At 56.2% G+C, this 17122-nt stretch carries 16 protein-coding genes and 2 pseudogenes; 7 read left to right on the top strand and 11 right to left on the bottom strand.

Translation table 11 applies throughout. The features are described from left to right. Positions 1 to 258: 258 nt before the first annotated feature. The 4 genes from XH87_RS00090 to XH87_RS00075 form a co-directional block, all read right to left on the bottom strand. Positions 259 to 909 carry a hypothetical protein gene (locus XH87_RS00090; RefSeq protein ID WP_271585681.1) on the bottom strand — a complete coding sequence of 217 codons (651 nt, stop codon included), beginning with the start codon at positions 907 to 909 and terminating at the stop codon, positions 259 to 261. Beyond that, entirely contained in the window at positions 910 to 1344 is a 435-nt protein-coding gene (locus tag XH87_RS00085; protein WP_271585680.1) for a helix-turn-helix domain-containing protein, read from the bottom strand. It lies immediately after the preceding gene. Between the two features lie 7 nt (positions 1345 to 1351). Continuing rightward, entirely contained in the window at positions 1352 to 1852 is a 501-nt protein-coding gene (locus XH87_RS00080) for a hypothetical protein (RefSeq protein WP_271585679.1), read from the bottom strand. Positions 1853 to 2011: 159 nt separating this feature from the next. Then, complete coding sequence (locus tag XH87_RS00075) at positions 2012 to 2245, bottom strand: hypothetical protein (RefSeq protein WP_271585678.1); 234 nt, start codon at positions 2243 to 2245, stop codon at positions 2012 to 2014. A 497-nt stretch (positions 2246 to 2742) separates the two neighbouring features. Here XH87_RS00075 and XH87_RS00070 point away from each other — a divergent pair. The 4 genes and pseudogenes from XH87_RS00070 to XH87_RS00055 form a co-directional block, all read left to right on the top strand. Then, positions 2743 to 2982: pseudogene (locus XH87_RS00070) on the top strand (integrase core domain-containing protein); the annotation flags it as partial. A gap of 3 nt (positions 2983 to 2985) precedes the next feature. Next, a complete protein-coding gene (locus XH87_RS00065) occupies positions 2986 to 3507 on the top strand; it encodes a toxin-antitoxin system HicB family antitoxin (RefSeq protein WP_271585677.1) in 522 nt (173 codons plus the stop codon). After that, a complete protein-coding gene (locus tag XH87_RS00060; protein ID WP_271585676.1) occupies positions 3500 to 3775 on the top strand; it encodes a hypothetical protein in 276 nt (91 codons plus the stop codon). The genes XH87_RS00065 and XH87_RS00060 overlap by 8 nt, the downstream gene beginning before the upstream one ends. Before the next feature lie 674 nt (positions 3776 to 4449). After that, positions 4450 to 4632, top strand: coding sequence for a hypothetical protein (locus tag XH87_RS00055; protein ID WP_271585675.1), 183 nt, complete (start codon positions 4450 to 4452; stop codon positions 4630 to 4632). A 348-nt stretch (positions 4633 to 4980) separates the two neighbouring features. On the opposite strand, the gene XH87_RS00050 is transcribed toward XH87_RS00055, so the two are convergent. The 3 genes from XH87_RS00050 to XH87_RS00040 all read right to left on the bottom strand — a co-directional run bounded on the left by XH87_RS00050 (position 4981) and on the right by XH87_RS00040 (position 7696). Continuing rightward, complete coding sequence (locus tag XH87_RS00050; RefSeq protein WP_271585674.1) at positions 4981 to 5169, bottom strand: hypothetical protein; 189 nt, start codon at positions 5167 to 5169, stop codon at positions 4981 to 4983. Between the two features lie 267 nt (positions 5170 to 5436). After that, the gene (locus XH87_RS00045) at positions 5437 to 6111 is read right to left on the bottom strand and encodes an HAD family hydrolase (protein WP_271585673.1); all 675 of its coding nucleotides are present in this window, start codon (positions 6109 to 6111) and stop codon (positions 5437 to 5439) included. Between the two features lie 10 nt (positions 6112 to 6121). After that, positions 6122 to 7696 carry a hypothetical protein gene (locus XH87_RS00040; protein WP_271585672.1) on the bottom strand — a complete coding sequence of 525 codons (1575 nt, stop codon included), beginning with the start codon at positions 7694 to 7696 and terminating at the stop codon, positions 6122 to 6124. 1593 nt (positions 7697 to 9289) lie between these two features. Here XH87_RS00040 and XH87_RS00035 point away from each other — a divergent pair. Further along, positions 9290 to 9676: a hypothetical protein gene (locus tag XH87_RS00035; protein WP_271585671.1), complete on the top strand. Its 387-nt coding sequence runs from the start codon at positions 9290 to 9292 to the stop codon at positions 9674 to 9676. Positions 9677 to 9973: 297 nt separating this feature from the next. Here XH87_RS00035 and XH87_RS00030 read toward each other — a convergent pair whose 3' ends face one another. After that, on the bottom strand, positions 9974 to 10156 hold the full coding sequence (locus tag XH87_RS00030) for a hypothetical protein (protein ID WP_271585670.1): 183 nt from the start codon (positions 10154 to 10156) through the stop codon (positions 9974 to 9976). Positions 10157 to 10551: 395 nt separating this feature from the next. Here XH87_RS00030 and XH87_RS00025 point away from each other — a divergent pair, with 395 nt between their 5' ends. Beyond that, positions 10552 to 11694: a DUF4236 domain-containing protein gene (locus tag XH87_RS00025; protein ID WP_271585669.1), complete on the top strand. Its 1143-nt coding sequence runs from the start codon at positions 10552 to 10554 to the stop codon at positions 11692 to 11694. Between the two features lie 125 nt (positions 11695 to 11819). On the opposite strand, the gene XH87_RS00020 is transcribed toward XH87_RS00025, so the two are convergent. The 3 genes from XH87_RS00020 to XH87_RS00010 form a co-directional block, all read right to left on the bottom strand. Next, positions 11820 to 13154 carry an IS5 family transposase gene (locus XH87_RS00020; RefSeq protein WP_271585668.1) on the bottom strand — a complete coding sequence of 445 codons (1335 nt, stop codon included), beginning with the start codon at positions 13152 to 13154 and terminating at the stop codon, positions 11820 to 11822. A gap of 260 nt (positions 13155 to 13414) precedes the next feature. Further along, entirely contained in the window at positions 13415 to 13621 is a 207-nt protein-coding gene (locus XH87_RS00015) for a cold-shock protein (RefSeq protein WP_271585667.1), read from the bottom strand. Positions 13622 to 15090: 1469 nt separating this feature from the next. Continuing rightward, positions 15091 to 16254, bottom strand: coding sequence for a T6SS phospholipase effector Tle1-like catalytic domain-containing protein (locus tag XH87_RS00010; RefSeq protein ID WP_271585666.1), 1164 nt, complete (start codon positions 16252 to 16254; stop codon positions 15091 to 15093). A gap of 356 nt (positions 16255 to 16610) precedes the next feature. Between XH87_RS00010 and XH87_RS00005 the strand changes: the two are divergent. Next, positions 16611 to 17122, top strand: a pseudogene (locus tag XH87_RS00005) (transposase); the annotation flags it as partial.

Raw genomic sequence — 17122 nt, 5'->3', positions numbered from 1 at the left:
GTTACGTCCTTCATCACTTAATTCCGATCTCGTGGCCATATTTGTCGATCATTTCGATCAATTGCCGCGCCTAACCTAAGTACCTCGCAAGTTATCGATTACTAGCGGTGCTGGAGACCTACAGGCCGCTAGAACTGGTAGCTAACCGACACTCCCGATTGGCAACTCAGTGTCGCAAGAAGCTAGGATCATTCTTGGCCGGTCGGTTCGTTCGCGGTTACGGGGCAACGGTCTGCGCTTGAATCTATTCAACCGATCTCAAAAGATCTTTTCAAGCTGGTCTAGAACGCGCATGTGGTCAGCCGTGCGAAGCGGCGCAGAGGAAAAGTATTCGTTCGCGCTGTAAGGCTGTCCAGCTCGCCGCTCGAATACAAACTCTGGAGGCCGAGGCACAGGAAGTGCGGCCGAGTCGTAGTGCAGCTTGATCCCGCTGATTTGATAAAGCGCGACTGGCTGTCCATAACTCTGCAAAGACTGGCCTATTAGGGCGGCTACCGAGTCGATCTTCTGAAGGTGTTTCTCAAGATTTGCGTTGGACGCGATCTCGAGCTGACTGAGGAAGGCCTTCACGCCATTTTCCTTAACGGGGATATTGTGCTCGGTCGTTGCCCATTTGAGAACTTCGCCCATAAATTCATCGCATGTGCTGTTGTCGGCTAGCGCCTCGCACAGCATCCCGTTCTCGTAGATCTGGAACTTAGATATGACGGCGCCCTTGTAGTATCCTTGCAGAAACGTCACGCCCTTCGTGAAGTCCAACTCCGCTACGGTAGTCGGCACTTGGACGAAGCCGTACATGTCTTGCAAACCTCTAATCAGCGGGATGGGCGATCGTCGCTCCGCTATCGGGTCCGCCGCTTCCGCAAAAAAGCGAATAGCGTGGCTTAGTAGAATGCCTTTGATCTGCATCTATTTCACGCCGATAAGTTGCGAGCGATAGCTTTGCGGTGCTTCAGGAGTGGCGCTTTTTTGCGTGGCCCCTAGCGCAGAAGGCGTTGATGTGTTCGAGGACGGGGCCGTGGATGCTATTTGCATGAGAGGGTTGTTGGTGTTCGCCGGCCCGCCAACTGCCGACGATGACGTTTGCCCGGCTACTCGGTGATTTCTCTCGGATTCTGACGGATCGAATATCTTCAGTTCGATGTCGTGGTCTAACCCCCAAACCATGTCGGCAATGGTTTCGATAGTCATGTTGGTCCGACCGGTAAGACGATGGTGCACGGCGGACCGATTGATGCCGAGCTTGTTGGCAAGGCTCGATTGATTGAGATCGCCCGCTTCATATTTTTTGGCATAAGCGTCCCGTAGCTGTCCTTCGATCATTCCGGAAAGCTTCAAGAACATCTGCCGTCTAGGGCTTGGCTGGCGGCGGGAAGATGGCAAGGATATCTCCTAACAACACAGAATCTTCGAGCTTGTGAGCTTTAATGAAGGTCAGCACGTCCTCGCGCTTGGAGTCGTTCAACCCTGAAAATTTCTTTGTGTCGGTCTCAAGCGCGAATCCCACCGCCACAAACGCGCGCGCCCGGGGACACCATCCATAAATTCTCGCGCCGGGGACATGAATCTTCCAAACGCCCTTCTTGTTGGGCAGCATGCGACGAAGATCACCTGCGCTCGGTCGCTCAGAGCATCTGAAATCGCATAAGCCCTGCTCGATATGCTCCGCAATCGTCCTTCCGCCTATTGTGAACTTGTCATCATGCAGCGCATCCGTGGCGTCGAACGCGCTCCAAAACTCCGGCGCAACCCATAACTGGTTTACCGTCTGCCTGGGTTCCCAAGCGGGTAAATCGTAGAGTTCCGCTACCTTTCCCAGAACATTGTCTATTGTTGCCATATAAGTCAACAAATCTAAAGTTCAAATGAAGTCGACCGTTAAACTTCTGAAGGTTGTGACGAGATAGCAGCACTACGTCTGGGAAGGAAGCGTTGCGGGGCATCGCTAGGACCCCAATTCGGCCCGGAATCTCGATCCAGGCCGGCGGGCCGCTGTCGTCTGCCCTGAGAGCTAAATGGCGCCGATCTTCACGCAGATCGCATGAGCAACCATGAATATCGGGAGGGCGATGAGGAACCATACGATGGCGTCCGCGTCGCGATCCGGCGCGAACTCGCGGTTCGCGTCTGTCTCCCGTGCGTGAGGGACTGCTGAAAAGGCTTGGCTTGGACGGGTGCGCTTCGCTGCGCGCCGCAAGAGCTGTTTGACCGCAACTTCGTGCTCATGCGGGATTTTGTTCTTCATGATTTCCGATGACCAAAGACGAGACCGAGCGCGCCTACGATAACTAAAACGTTCCCCGCGACGATCAGCCAGTGTGGCAACCCCAATCTGGAGAGCATTTCAAGCGCAGCGCTCATTTCGCCTTTGCCCGTAACCCGATCTCGACCAGCCGGCGCACCGCTTGAGCGCGCGTCAGCTCCTCTCCGGATCGAGCAATCCAGGCATCTAGCTCCGCCAGTTCGGCGGTGTGCCAACGCTCGCCTATTTGGACGCCCTTGCCAGTTGTGGGCGGCCTGCCACGACGCTTTTTTGTGGTAACACGAATTGACTCCCGCATAATTATTGTTACCATAAAAGCAAGCCGAGGGGAAGTTGGCCCTTCCGCCTCGGCTCTAACCCACAGCATGGAGTGACCCATGACGCAGGCTATTCAAGTACCTACGCCGAGCCCGTCGACTTCGGTCAGCGGGCTTTTTCGTTGAGCGGAGCCCGTCGTTCCATGGAGAACAAACTGCGAAGAGACGCTGTTCACGTCGCTGGCCCAGGCCCGCGTCGCGCTCGGATGCTGGCGCGCCGATTACAACGACGCACGACCACACTCGCGGCTCGGATGGAAGACGCCGTCCGAGTTCGCCTTCACCTGCCACCCGCGCCGGGATCTGGCGCTGCGCTATGCCGAAGGCTCCGCGCCAGCTCCCGTCGCTCCCACCGCCCAACCGGGCAAATCCAACGACCGGGGCGAACTCAGAACTGGATAAAACTTGGGGGCAAGGTCAGAGGCACTCAACGAGATTGGTCCGGCCATTGAAGCTTGGATATCGGCCGCGGAAGCTGCTGGAAATCCGGTGCCGCCACCCGCTGCTCTCGATGATGAGCTTCCTAGTGGGAAATTCTTAGTTCGAGTTGCGAAGACCGTTCACGCCCAGCTTTCCGCGGCCGCGCAGCGTGAGGGCATAAGCCTAAACCAATATGTTGGAACGATCCTAGCAACCGCTACGCTAGGGAACATCTATTCCCGCGCCACTTCCGGACTGCAAACACCGACGCTTCCGCTGGTTATGAAGCCACTCGTATCAAACCATCATCTCACGATGACGTATTTCACAAATTACGCCGAGCAAAATCGCGTCATCACCTCGGGCCTGAAAACAATGCAGGTAGCAGGAGCGATAGCTCGAAGCATGCAGGCCCCAGCACATGCCGAACAATTTGTTATCCGAACATTCACCGGAAAGCCTGTTTCAAAGTCGGGCGCACGGAAAAAGGCTGCAGTACATGGCTGACCCTACTCAGTATTCGTTCGAATTGAGTGAAGTGACTCGAGCCTTAGTTCGGCAGCAAGGGCTAACTTCCGGCCAATGGACTTTGGGCATCGAATTCAATTTCACAGCGATGATGGCCGGACCAAATCCGAACGACGTAAAGCCAAGTGCATTGCTTCAAGTCAATCGTCTACAGTTGGTTCAAGTCGGGCCGGATACCGTTCCTGGCGAACCTGTAGTTGATGCAGGCAAAATGGCTGCACGGAAAAAGATCAAGACTAAGGCGTAGGCGACCTAAATCCGCAACGGCGTCCTTATGATGACGTTCTGCGGCCCACTCAACTCGGTCAGCGCCCATACCAGGGCGTCAACACGATCCGGCGAATAACCGAAAGCTGGACGTCGAAGAACTTCGTCGTTGGGGCGCGAAGTACGGGGCTTCGTTTGATGGACAGAAAATATGAGGGAACGCAAGCCGTGTACTCTTGGTGTCAAACGCCATCCGGAACTGCCCCCTCATATTGCCTCAGATGACAATGTTACCGAAGCGCACCCTAGTGTCTCCTGAATCAGCTGCCGCGAGTCCGAGCAAGCCGCTCGCGACGCGCGCCTTCCAGAGCGCCGTAGCGAGCGAGCGGCTTGCGGTGATTCGGCGAAAGAACCTGTCGGGATTAGATACCAAGACACGAAGTTTGGACCGATAGTGTGATTTCTGTGCTGCTGATGAGCTGTCGAGCGGCCTTTGATCGCCAGTTCTTCACCAATCGCTGCACCGTACGCCGCTGATGGCCGCTGAACCGACCGGGCGCATGCGCTTCCAGCCGGGAGAGAAGATCGACCGCAACAAGGCGCCGGGAATTTTTAGGGGTTTTCAGGGGCTTAGCCCCCCAAAATGCACCTAGAGGATTGCAACTTAATGGATTTTCAGGCCTTGGCGTACTATATTGGAAGGAAGGAGAATTCATGTCGACCCGACGTACTGCGACCAAGCCCCATTATACCGCCGAGGTGATCCGGAGGTTGGCTACCGCCAACAACGTTACGGTAGTCATGACGGCGAATGACGTCTTTGCCCAGCACGTGACGCGACACCGCGTTCAGGCTGTGCGCCTTCAGGCACGCTATCTGCGCGAAAGCCGTCCGTGACGTTTGATCCGTTTGGGGATTTTGCGACGCGCGGCTATTTGCGCAATGTAGCCAAGGCGAAAAAGCCAGAAATCGTCCAACGGCTTCTGCACAACTCGTTCCTGACCGGTATCGATGCGGCCTTGGCAGACCTCAAGGCGTGGCCTTCGCTGACCTACGACGACGTTCTAAAGACGCACAAAAACGCTCTTCGAAGCCGTATTCCCATGGGCCGGCGAGGATCGGCACACAAACGCGTCCCACATCCACGTGAAAAAGGGCGCCGTCTTTTTCGCTCATCCCGACGACATTCGCAAAGCCATCGACTACGCGTTGGAAAACCCACCGCCAGCGATGTCGCAGAACGACTCATTTACGACGGAGGGTGCGAACCTTCTTCAAGGTCGGACCACCATATTCCTTCGTCAATCCGCCGCGAGAGTTGTTGATACCCTCTTTGATCAATACCTGCAGCGCATCGTTGCGAGACAGCTTTAGCCGCGCCCGACGTTTCGCGACTTTCTTCAGAGCTGCCAGAAGTTCCAGATTCAGGGTCAAATCCTCTCCCTCTCTCTCTCAACGAGCCCTTTGAATGGCCGGAACTCGCGGTCGTGAGCGTCAAGTCTACCTGCACTATCGCGCCTTCTGAGCTTCTGAGCAAAGCGATTGCATAAGTACGAGGTTGTCTAGTGAATAATCGCGCCTTTCGGCAGATGGTGAGCCGAGCTGCTGAGACCACAGGCCTTTCTCATGCGCCCACTCCGAGAAGGTCTACCCAGTCTCGCCGCCGGCCTAAGTGCGGTGCCTCGCGTTCGCACATAGCATCTATCGGAAAAAGCCGTGCGTTTGAACAATCGGTATCAGCTCGTGATAGTTGTGGATGATGTGGTCCGGCTTCGCAGCTCGCAAGCGCAACTCGGAAACAAATCCACCGGTAATGGATATGCTTATCAGTCCAAGGCTTCGTGCAATATTCGTTTCTACCGGCATATCCCCGATGATGAAGGTTGACTTGGGATTTATATCTTTCTGCTCCATATATCGCCGAAGCCTCTCCCCTTTGCTCATCGTTTTATACTGCGTGGCACGGCTTTCAAAGGCCAGGACGCCGTCGAAGTAGCGATCGATTCCGAGCCTTTGCAATTGAGCAACAAGGGGCGCGACTATATGGTTGCTCACGATGATCGACGAAGCCGCTTCTTGGCGCACCAATTCCAGCATTGTGCGCGCACCTACGCGTAACTCCGCTTTATCGGCGAGCGGCTCGTAGGTATCATGAAATATTGCGCTCCCATCGTCATCTACGGCTGCGATTTCCTCTTCTGACATTCCGATATTTCGGAAAAGAATGGAGAGTGGGACATCGCAATGATTCCGAAAGGTGTCCAGATCGATTGTCCGGTGTCCAAAGCGCTCCAAGAGAGTGTTCGTCGTTTGCAGTAGCGCATCGGCATCGTCAAGCAACGTGCCATTCCAATCAAAAACAAGAACTGGCTTCATGCGTCGGGCCTCACGCAGCGCTGTCGTGGTCAGCCACCAGGTTATGCAGGTCTCTATTTGCGCGCGTTTGCCCTGCAGGAGTTGGCATTTCGAATGTAAAGGGTGACAAATCTATTCCCTCGTTCCCCCGCGGCAGCAACGATGTGAGACGCGGGAAGGGCAAGTAAGTCACAGTTGCCGCGTTGATCGAGGCCGCGATCCTTCCTTCGATGGCTTTGAGGACATGCGGCTCGATATTTTTAAATAGTAGGCTTTGCTTCCGCTGTTGAGCGGACAGTCCCTTCCATGTCCGCCAGAAGGCCAGTTCATCGATGGTCTCAATATTCACGCCGTAGTAATTTGGGGCCACGATAGGCGGTGAGCCGATTCCCCAATGGACAGCTTTGACACCCGCAGCAAGAAGCATATTCGTTACGGTCCGACTGGTATCGCCACGAATGAGGGCTTCATCGGCAATGAGTATCGTGCGTTCTTCGACGTCAGTCGAAGCCAGGCGGTACTTGTGAGCAATACGACGCTTGCGCTCGCTATTTGGGCCGATGAGAGTTCGCTCAGAGATTTGTGTCTCGATGACTTCACGTCGTTCGGCGTTAACCCCGCGTGCTACGAGAGATGAAAATAAGCCGTCAGCGTAGGGTCCTCCGGTATGAGGCATGGACGAGACGATGATTGGAGTGGCGTCCGGCTCTGCGGGAAGCCGATGCGCAATAAGATCACCCAGCGAGAAACCGATACTGTAACGAGTTTCGAGGTGAGATCGACCCCGGATCGACGTATCCGGACTTCCGAGGTAAAGAGTTTCGTAGACGCAAAGCTTGGCGGCACGTTGAGAATCGCTGACACAACGATCGAGGAAATGCCCCTTTTTGCCATCCACATATTTGATGTGGCCGGGGACGATTTGGTCTGACTTGCCTCGAAGCCCGGCAAAGGCGCAATTTTCCGACGCAAAGAGCAAGAATCCGTCGTCGGTCTGCATGAACTCCAAAGGGCGCAGACCATATCTATTGCGGAAAGCAACTAGGTTTCCTTCGGTGTCCAGCAAAAGCGCACTAATAGCACCATCAATGCGCTCATCAATCTCACGAAAGACGTTCTCGTAATTGACTCGCAGGCCTTGGCGCCAATAATCCCTTTCACAAATGTGTTCAACCAGCTTGGGCAAGAGTTCGGCATCCGTCCGACCCGCGAAGGTGCGACCTTGGGCAACCAGTTCTGCCCTAATCTCCCGAGCGTTTACTAACGCTCCGTCCAACGAAATTGTCAGTTGAAGGGAGGTGGCCCTGCGATTGGGAGTTGGTTGATCGTCGCTCTCACCCCCTGTGCAAACTCGACCGCGAACATGAGCGATTGCAACATGGGGAGTGAACTCCAGATCCTTCTCTTCCTTGTCGATCGCACGCAGTTCGTGTGATGGCCGAGATGCGGTTTTATATCGAACGCCTTTGTTGTGCATGAAGGCGGCGATGCCGACGCCTGCCTGTCCGCGAAGTGAGAGCTTCGGAAGCATGTGCTTGAGCTGATCATAAACAGTCTGATGGGAACTGCTCCAAGGCAATAGAAAAGCGGCAGCGATACCTGACATGCTGGTAACCTTCTTGTAGCGTCCCCGTCCCGAGCCAGTCACAAGGCGGATGTAGTCCGCCGATCCGAGAAGGAATGGACCTACCCTTAAGCAAGCTTCGTACCAGCGCCCAGCGCTCAGCAACTTGACCAGACCATCGAACCCGCAGGTGTCGAGATTTCCGCTCTCGCAATCTCTGTGGCGGGACAAATGAGCTGGCGTTTTCGCGACAATCCGTCTGAAGCGCGACGAGCTCGTATGAGAAATAACAAAGCCAACACTCGTGCGGCAGCGCATGTGACGACCAGCAAGGCATCACTGATTCGCCTGGATGCATGCTTCGGAAGGTCGTACTGCGGAAGGTCGTACTGCGGCTCACGCCAGAGCTCCGCCACGACATCCTATCGTATCTGGTCTCTAGGCAGAGCGATCCGAAAGCGGGTCTACCTCATGCTCGAATCGCTCTTCACACGAACTCCAAGGGCCTAGCGTCGCCAGCGGCCGGGGTTGAGGTGTGATGCTTTGAGCAGTGCAGCACACCTCGCAAGATCTTCGCTACGCAATAGGCTTCCATAAAGCCTTGAATTGCTTGAGGGCAGTCTGCCATTTCGCTCGACGAAACGCTCATCCGCGTTAAGTGCCATCCTGTAACCCAGCACAAAACCACTGGATCAACGTGAAGAACCGCGGCTGAGCCTCTCATGCGTTCGGACACTCCGGGCTGCATTTCAGCCCGGCCCTCACTCTAGAGAGTTCTAGCGCGTTATCCGAATATCGCCTGCGTCTTCTGGCAGGGGCCCGCTCGCCATCAAAGTCATTGTGCGAGAGCAGCGCTCCCAAACCGAACAGAACCCTGCCGCCAATCCAGATGAGGATGGCGGTGACATAAACCGAAGTGCCGATCCCAGCCGAGCCAGCCCGGCCGAAGAGAGACCCCGCATCGAAGAGGAGGCCGATCACGCCCCAAAGCAAAACAGCGCAGTTAAAAAGCCCCTTCGGGACGCTGACGGCTTCGTACCCGAAAGGTCGGCTCCCATTGTTGCCCGCGCGTAAAAGGCTCCATCGAATGGCCGCGCTTCGAGTCCTGCCACTTCGCTCGTTATCGATGAGTGCTGTAACGGTTGCCAGTTCTCGAATTGACATAAGTCCCGCCACGGTGTGATGAGCCGGATCCGCCCAAATACCTGCCGCCATGACTGGTAGTGTGATGTCCGCCGCCGTAGCTGACGCGCCCTCCATGTCCTCCGCGTGCGTTTGCTTGTTCGATCACGCCGAGCATCAACAGACCGGCAACTATTGCAATCAACTTCATATTTCGCCCGCCCCTTTCTCGAATGTGGAAGCGTATCCAAGCGCAGCCAATGCGCGATAACAACCTTTGAGACGCGCAAAATATGCAGCTTTACGCCGGGAACAGCTGGAGCGGAGCCGTTTTCCGGCGAATAAGGCGCGCGCCCTCGTCCCCGAAATTTCTCAATTTCCAAATGGAGCCGGTGACCTCGTCTGAATGCCTAATCCGATCGAGCGGAAATACCGCGGATGAAAGACCCTCTACGCTAATTATCATCATGGCCGCGATGCTAACGTAGGCCTGCTACTTGCTCGGGGCCAACATTGTCGTCGCAGGAACTTTCCACCCAGTCGACTGCTGCAGCCGATCGGAATCTAATCTTCGTAGTGATCGAGCGTCATCGCGAGCTGTCGGCGCATTACGATGCGGCCTTGTCCGTATCGGCGAAGCTCGATGAGGGGCCTGAGTTTGATTCCGCCGACGAAATCAGCAGTCAAAGGAACCAAGCTCTCGCGGAGCATGCGAATGTGCTCATCCGTTCAACGCCAACCACGATCGCGGGCGTTATTGCTCTGACCCGTTACGTCGGAAGCCTACGAGAGTGGGAGCTTCCCGATGATGATGCGTGGTATCAGGTTTTCTTAGAAGGGCTGGCAGACGCGATCGATGGAATCGCCATGGCGCAGCGGCTTGGGCGAGACGGCGATTAACATGGTGCTCGCTTTCATCTTCCGCGGCATATTTTTCTGGGGGGCCATTGCTGCGCTTCTCTATTTCCTGTGGAAGTTGCCCTTCTGAAGCCCGACGAGTAGGCGCTCGCCCGAGCCAATGAGGAGCGGCGGCTTTTCAACAACGTAATCGCCCGCTCCTTACAGCATTGATCGCTGGGATGGATGTCAAGAACCGGCGGGGCGCACGCGCCTCGCTATCTATAGCGCACATGGCAGATCGGTTAGGCACTGGACCCTGGCTCCGTCCGAACGGCTCGATTCTTGTGCGCGCAGACCTCACTTCTTTGGCCATGTCGCGCGCGCGAATGTCATCGCTCGGCGGAAGTCGGTCATATCGACCCAGTCCTTCTCTTCCATGTGTCGTTCCCAGGTATATCCAGGAGGATCTTCCTCGTGCACGCGCTCTTTTGCGATGAAATACTTTCGATCAGTGGTATTGACGCCGTTCTTCGTAACCATCCATTGTAATCCGACCCAAAGTGCTGGCATGGCATCGACCTCCGTTATCGCGACCAATGTAGCGGCGGACTTTGAAGATTGTGAAGTTAAGGGAAAGAAGGGCCGAAGGATTGTCGCCACCCATATCCCATACAAGCGGGCGTCCCCGCACAGAATGGTTTGAGTGCGGCTCGCCTTTATCGGACCAGATCTTGATTGCGGTAGCGAGAGCATAGGTGCTGGGCTTGCCCCCAAACAAATTTGATCCTGAAGCGCCGGACAAACGATCGAGCGACGCGACGGTACGCTATATATCAGGATTAACGCGGGGTCAGGACTCCCATGGATCTCCTATCAACTATACGCGCAGGCCAGCGCCCCCTCACTCTTGTAGTATTCGATCTCTGCACGATAAAATGGCACGATACTACTTTCATCGTTTGCCAATCGTTGTTCCGATGGTCTTTAGATTTCGCCGCAGCTTCAAGATCATTCCCGGCGTCCGCCTGAATGTGAGCGGGAGCGGTGCCAGTGTCACGCTGGGGCCGCGCGGCCTGCACTACACCGTTGGCCCACGTGGCACGCGAACGACGATCGGTCTGCCGGGATCCGGGGTGTCGTGGACGTCCTACCAACCATACGCGGCGGCCAACGCCTCGCCGCCTCCCCTGCCGGACGTACACCAGCCGCCCGTTCCTGATCCGATCGAGGTCAGCCAGGGCACGGTCATCGACAGTGCTCCGATCGATGAGCTGGTCGCCAACTCAACCATCGATATTGCGCAAACTTTGGCGGCCGCCCGGTCCCGATGGCGGCGGTACAAGATATTAATCGCGGTGCTGTCCGCACTCTTTGCCGTTGGCGCCCTGATGGTCGCCGGCTCAGCTTCCGCCGTCCCCCCGGTCGCGGCCTTTGTCCTGACGGCTGGCGTGGTTCTGATCGTCGGATCGCTCGCAATCCATGGCCGCCAGTCCAGTACCGTGTCGCTCGAGTACGAGCTGTCAGCGGAGTATTCGTCGCGGTTTGAAACCCTCGCTTCGGCCTTTCACGATTTGGCCAGTTGCGGCGGCATCTGGATCGTCCCTCTTGAGATGCAGGAAGCGGATTGGAAGCGCAATGCTGGTGCCTCGAAGCTGATACAACGGCACCCCATCTCCTTGGGCAGAGACAAGCCGCACCTGGTCAAAAGCAACGTCGATTTCCTGAAGCTGCCACTTGGAAAAGAGACCTTCTACCTGACGCCTGACGCCATCCTCGTCACTGCCGGCAGGACGATTGCCGCCTTCGCCTACCAGGATGTACAGTTCGCGTTCCGAAATGCTCGGTTCATCGAGGAAGAGACTCCACCTCATGACGCCATCGTGGTCGACCAGACCTGGCGCTATGTGAATCGCAAGGGTGGTCCGGACCGGCGTTTCAACAACAATCGCCAGCTACCGATTTGTCTTTACGGTGAGATCGATATGCGCTCCGCAGCCGGCGTGAACGAGCGCATCCAATGTTCGCGTGGAGATGCCGCGCAGAGATTTGTCGCAACTCTCGCGGCAATGTCGGCCTGACGGCGCGACTGGCCGCTTAGGTTTAACGATCCAGTCGGTCACAACGGTGCGGACAAGGAAACGGCCTCAGCGGCACCGGGGGAATTATGCTGAGTCGTTCGTGAAGAACTGGCGCGGTGCCCGGCTCAAGCGATGTTTCGAGCCGGGACGGTTTGAATGAAGGCTCGGATGATGACACGCAAGAGCTCTGCGAGCCATCGCAGGAGCAGGCTGAAGTTATAGCCGGCAGCGGCGAGGACAGCGTTGATGCGATCGCCGAGGCGTCCCTTGAGATAATTGCGGTCCATGCGATGCTCGGCCTTGACGTGGCCGATGACGGGCTCGACAGCCGCGCGACGCTTCATCTCGCGCCGGATGGAAGCTGTGACGCGTCGGACTTGACCCGAGATCCAGACCCTGAACCGATGCGGGTGATTGTGACCGCGATACCCTTTGTCGACGTGGATACGGCGAGCCTCCACGCCGGTGAGCTTCTCCATGTCGGCGATCACGGGACCGAGCGTGTGCCCATCGAAGGGATTGCCATGCAGGGCCTTGGCGTGGAGCACGAACTGCCCGCCCTTTGGAGACGTCACGGGGGTGGCGATACTGACCTTGCAGCCGAACTCGTAGGGGGCGCGGGCTTTACCCTTGCCGATGCACTCGACCTCCGGGGCATGTAATGCATAGACCTTTGGGCCGCGCTGATGCTGATCCTGGCTGCGCACCTGCTGCGCTAAACCGAGCAACGGACCGAAGCGAGCTTCCAGGACCCTATCGCCATCAATCTTGCGGTGGATGTCGCGGATGATCCGACCAAGCCGTGTCCGCAGGAACTTGAGCTGCCGCCGGGCGCGTTTAAACTGATGGGCATGGGTGTAGCGGCCGACCATGATGGCGGCGTGCTTGGCCAGGCGCAGATAGCTCTGGCGCAGCGGCACACGGTTGCGCTTGGCCAGCCGGACCAGTTTGATGATTGCTCGATGCATCAGCCGCGCGTCGGTCGGATGCGCAACCGCCTTCGGCTGCACCGTGGTATCGACGACCACCCGTTCCAGATCCTTTGGACCGATAGCGCCGGTCTTGTGCGCCACCGACAGACTTTCCTGGATCAACGCGACGAGCTGTTCCTCCCCGAGCCGCTGGCGCCAGCGTGTCATTGACGATCGATCGAACGGCAGACGGTGACAGAAGCTCAATTCGCCACAGAAGTATTGGTAATAGGGGTTCTCTATCCAGCGAGCGCACAGCACCTCATCTGACAGGTTGTGCATGTGCTTCAGAATGAACAGGCCGGCGACCAGCCGCGTCGGCAAGCCCGGCTGCCCCGACCCTGCCTGGCACACCGAACTGAAGCGTTCATTCACGATGCTCCAGTCGATCAGCTCCGCCAAACGCACCAGCGGATGACCCATGTCGATGATCTGATCGAGAGCCGGAAGTAACAGGTCTTTCTGGCGATCATCCCGCGGTTTGCTCATCGCATTCCCCAATGTCGACGACGCCGTAAGGGAATCACGAATCACTCAAAAGCAAAATCCAAAAACGCAGGAAAGCGAGGTCCAACACCCAGCTTTCCTGCAAAATCGAATACTATATCAAGACCAATTCTGCTTGTTTCTCAGGTCAATCCGCATTCTTCACGGACGACTGCTGAGGCCGTATCGATGCTTATCGGACAAGCCGAAAGCCGAGTCAGAACACCGATGAACCTGGCTTGGTTCCTCGGGGCCGGACGTCCTCAGCCAATGCGGAGATTTTCCGCGCTCATCTTGCCAGAACGTCCGGCTTTCAGCTCGTAGCTGACCCGGGCGCCTTCCGCGAGGTTGGTGTAGCCGGCCTTCTCGACGGCACTGATGTGCACGAAGACGTCAGCTCCGCCGTCCTCCGGTTGGATGAAGCCATATCCCTTGGTCGCGTTGAACCACTTCACAGTACCCATTGCCACGGCAATATCTCCAAACTGAACTCACGCGATTTAGCGAAGAGCATCGCCATCATCAAGAGCCTCGCCCAACGGGCCTCAATCGCTTGAGGCCGGGCCGGTTCCTCCGCGTGACGGTCCGCGGTTGCACCATCATCCAAGGCGGCCTCTCGCCTTCAGACGGCGGCGCCGTCTTCAGCTCAACTTGACTTTGCGCAACGCGATCCAGCTGCTCGAGGGTCTCGAGAACCTTTCTGCCCTCCTCGGTGATAATCCAAGACCCTGGCTCTCGCCCGATCAATCTTTGCCCGAATATGTCGAGCTGGGGAGCACGGCTTCCGATCCGCGTCATGCGCGCGGGCCACTCTGGCCCGCTGCTGTAATAGATGGCGAGGTGCTGCTTGACAACCGCGATGCTCGCCCGACCGTCTGGCTACCCGGCAAGTATCCTCAATATGGAAAGCTGAAAACTCACGCCTGCAGGCCAACGACTCAAGGAAAGCCACATATTACCGGCGCGCGAGGATGCGACGTAGCGCGGGGCATGGTTTTCCAAACAGAAACCTTGCCCCTTAAGCCTAATGAAGCCGGAAGGCAGCTTCTTGGTCCAAGGCGCGACCTGACTCCGAAAGGGTTGCACCGCGATTTCCGGCGCGTCCGGGCACTCCCGCGTCACAAAAATCGGCGTCGACGGACTCGACTCTTTGTTCTTGATTACGTTCTCATTGCCCCATAAGCGATCGACCTGCGAGCTGGCGTATGCCGTCCCCCAAAGAGCTCGAAAAATGGGCCTCCGCGGCCGAGCGGAAGGCAACTGCACATGGCAGCCAAAGCGACCTGCCGCCAGAATACTGGGACGCCACCCTGGCGGATCCAGCCATATACCGCATCGGGCATTCCGATCCAGCAGCGCCGACTATCTGAAATTCCTCGTCACGTGCTCAGGGTGGCATGTCGTCGATGTGACCGCATCGTCAAGATGCAAAAAAAAGCGAACGCTGTTCGCTTCTTTGGCCAGCAATGGCGCTACCACTGTGGCGAGTTACTACCTCATGCGCGAGTTTTATTTCTCTCTCTGAGGGGACAGATCGAACGGGTAAGAGTAACTCAACGGTAGAACGGCAGCTCCCAGGCCGCGCTCCTTAGAGATTAAAACATAAACCAGCGTTTATGTTTGACGGCGCTTGCGCATCTCTCGTGCACCTGCTCCGCATTCCACTTCGGCGTCTTCATCTCCGATATCGTCAACGGACCAGAAGATTAGGTCTTGCTTCTCATAAGAAAGAGCGGAGCTTCGCCCGCTGCTTACGATTCCGCCGTTCAGCTCTTGCGGTCAGCGGCGCCATGGGTGTGAGACCAACGCCGAAAAATTCTGCCAGCGTCATGTAGAGGCAATTCGCGAACTGACTATCACTCGCGTTTTCGGCGGGGATGAGTCGTCCTGATCCTCAGCGATTGGTCACATCATCTTGGTTCGCGCATTACGTGCCGCACTATCTTGGCTTTCGTCTGCGCCGAGTCCAATGATTGAGCCTTTTCTGAAGCTTGGGGTCGACTTGATCACCGCTTCTGTTGAGCCTGTCTTCATACTTAACCGGGTTGCTGCTCTTCCAATACACCAACTTGTCTTTCAGATACCAGTGAAGAGGATGCACTTCGTCATCTGCGTTGATCAGCGCTAGCCTAGATCGACGTCTCCCGACTAGCGGCTCCTTGTTTATGAAGAAACGTTGGGCTTCAATTCTCGATGAAATAGAGCTCTCGACTTGCTTGTAAGCCTTAGGGTCGAGCGCGACATTCGCGAGCTCCTCAAGTAGATCTGCCATCGTTAGCAGCGAAATATTGGAGACGAAATCTTCTTCATAACCGCCACCGACGTCAGAGTGGACGCCAGGTACCCATATCTCTCGGAGAGTTTCTGGCAGGTGGACAGGTCGATCGAACCTCTGCAATTCGAATTCCTCCCGCACATCATGCATACTCAATAGATGGACGATGTGCTTGATCCCCGATGCCGGATATTTATCTCTGAAGCGGACGTTCTTCGTCACAAGCTCATCCAATGGACCCATGACTGTATCGAACAGTCCAAGGAAGAGGATCGGGTGTTCTCCAATAGGATGGAAAGCTTCTTCGCCGGCTTGACCTCTTAGTTCCACTTTCAGTCTACTAATTTCTTCCTGGTATTTTGTGTCAGCTTCGACACTGGATATCTCGACAAAATCGTTCCACAGGGTGTCCAGATGTAGGAGTTTGTCCGACGTTAAGATGCCAAAGTCGGAAATAAGTCTTGAAAAAATTCTCGCAGCAACTGCTCCGCGTGAGAAACCGACCAGTGCGATCTCATCGCCCAATCGGTAGTTCGCACATAAGTTGACGTAGGCCCTTAGAATAATCTGTTCGATGTTATCGCCGAAAATTTGTTGCCGAACGGTGTCGGTTCGCCACCAGCGGCCTCCACCTCTTTGAACGGCCCTTCGCACGGTAAACTTGGTCCCAATCCCCGGCAAATAGAATGTAACCTGGGTCTGCAGCTTAGATCGTCCAACTCGTTTGCTCTCTGCAATCAGTTGGTTAAGCGCATAAACGTTTGAAAAGCGGTCCTCAGTGGCGTCGTTCGCTGTGCCATCAAATAGAAAAATCATCATCTTAGACATTATAATATAACGGGCGTGCTTCTCGCCCCTCCTCTGCCCTTCAGGTGCTCAACTTATCGTTGTAACCTCATTTTACAATTCTTTTTCAGGGGGACATCGGTCGATCTGGGAGTCGAATTAGCTGGCCTGGTCTATGGAAATGCCAAACCTAGATGGAACTCGAATTCCGCTATGGTCAAGCCGAACCTCCAACATGTGGAACAAAGGTTGCGCGGTAATTTGGACTGCGCGGTTTGGAAGCCAGCCTGATGTGTCATTTCCCGTTTATGGAATCCCGCTTAGCGCAACGCCCCTGACCTGCCACTGCGAATTTCCTCCAGAAGGAGTTAGAGTCCGGCCCGAAGAAGGACGGACAGATGAAGCGAGCAAGGTTCACGGAAGAGCAGATTATCGCGGTATTGAAGGAGCATGAGGCTGGGGCGAAGACAGCCGACCTGGCTCGCAAGCACGGTGTTTCCGAGGCGACGATCTACAATTGGAAGGCCAAATTCGGCGGCATGGACGTTTCCGAAGCGAAGCGGCTGAGGGCCTTGGAAGAGGAGAACGCGAAGCTGAAGAAGCTTCTGGCCGAGCAGATGCTCGATGCGGCCGCACTTCGCGAGCTCCTTTCAAAAAAATGGTAGGGCCCGCCGCCAAGCGCGCTGCGGTCGCGCATCTGCAGGCCGTCATGAGCCTGTCGGAACGGCGGGCCTGCTCGATTGTGGAGGCGGATCGGAAGATGATCCGCTATCGCTCCAGCCGCCCGCCGGACGCAGTTCTGCGTGGCCGATTGCACGATCTCGCCAATGAGCGGCGGCGTTTCGGCTATCGCCGGTTGTTCGTCCTGCTGCGGCGGGAGGGCGAGCCCTCGGGGATCAACCGGATCTAC

It is taken from the genome of Bradyrhizobium sp. CCBAU 53415 (assembly GCF_028128735.1).
Taxonomy (GTDB): Bacteria; Pseudomonadota; Alphaproteobacteria; order Rhizobiales; family Xanthobacteraceae; genus Bradyrhizobium.
This window is presented reverse-complemented; position numbering and strand designations above follow the sequence as displayed.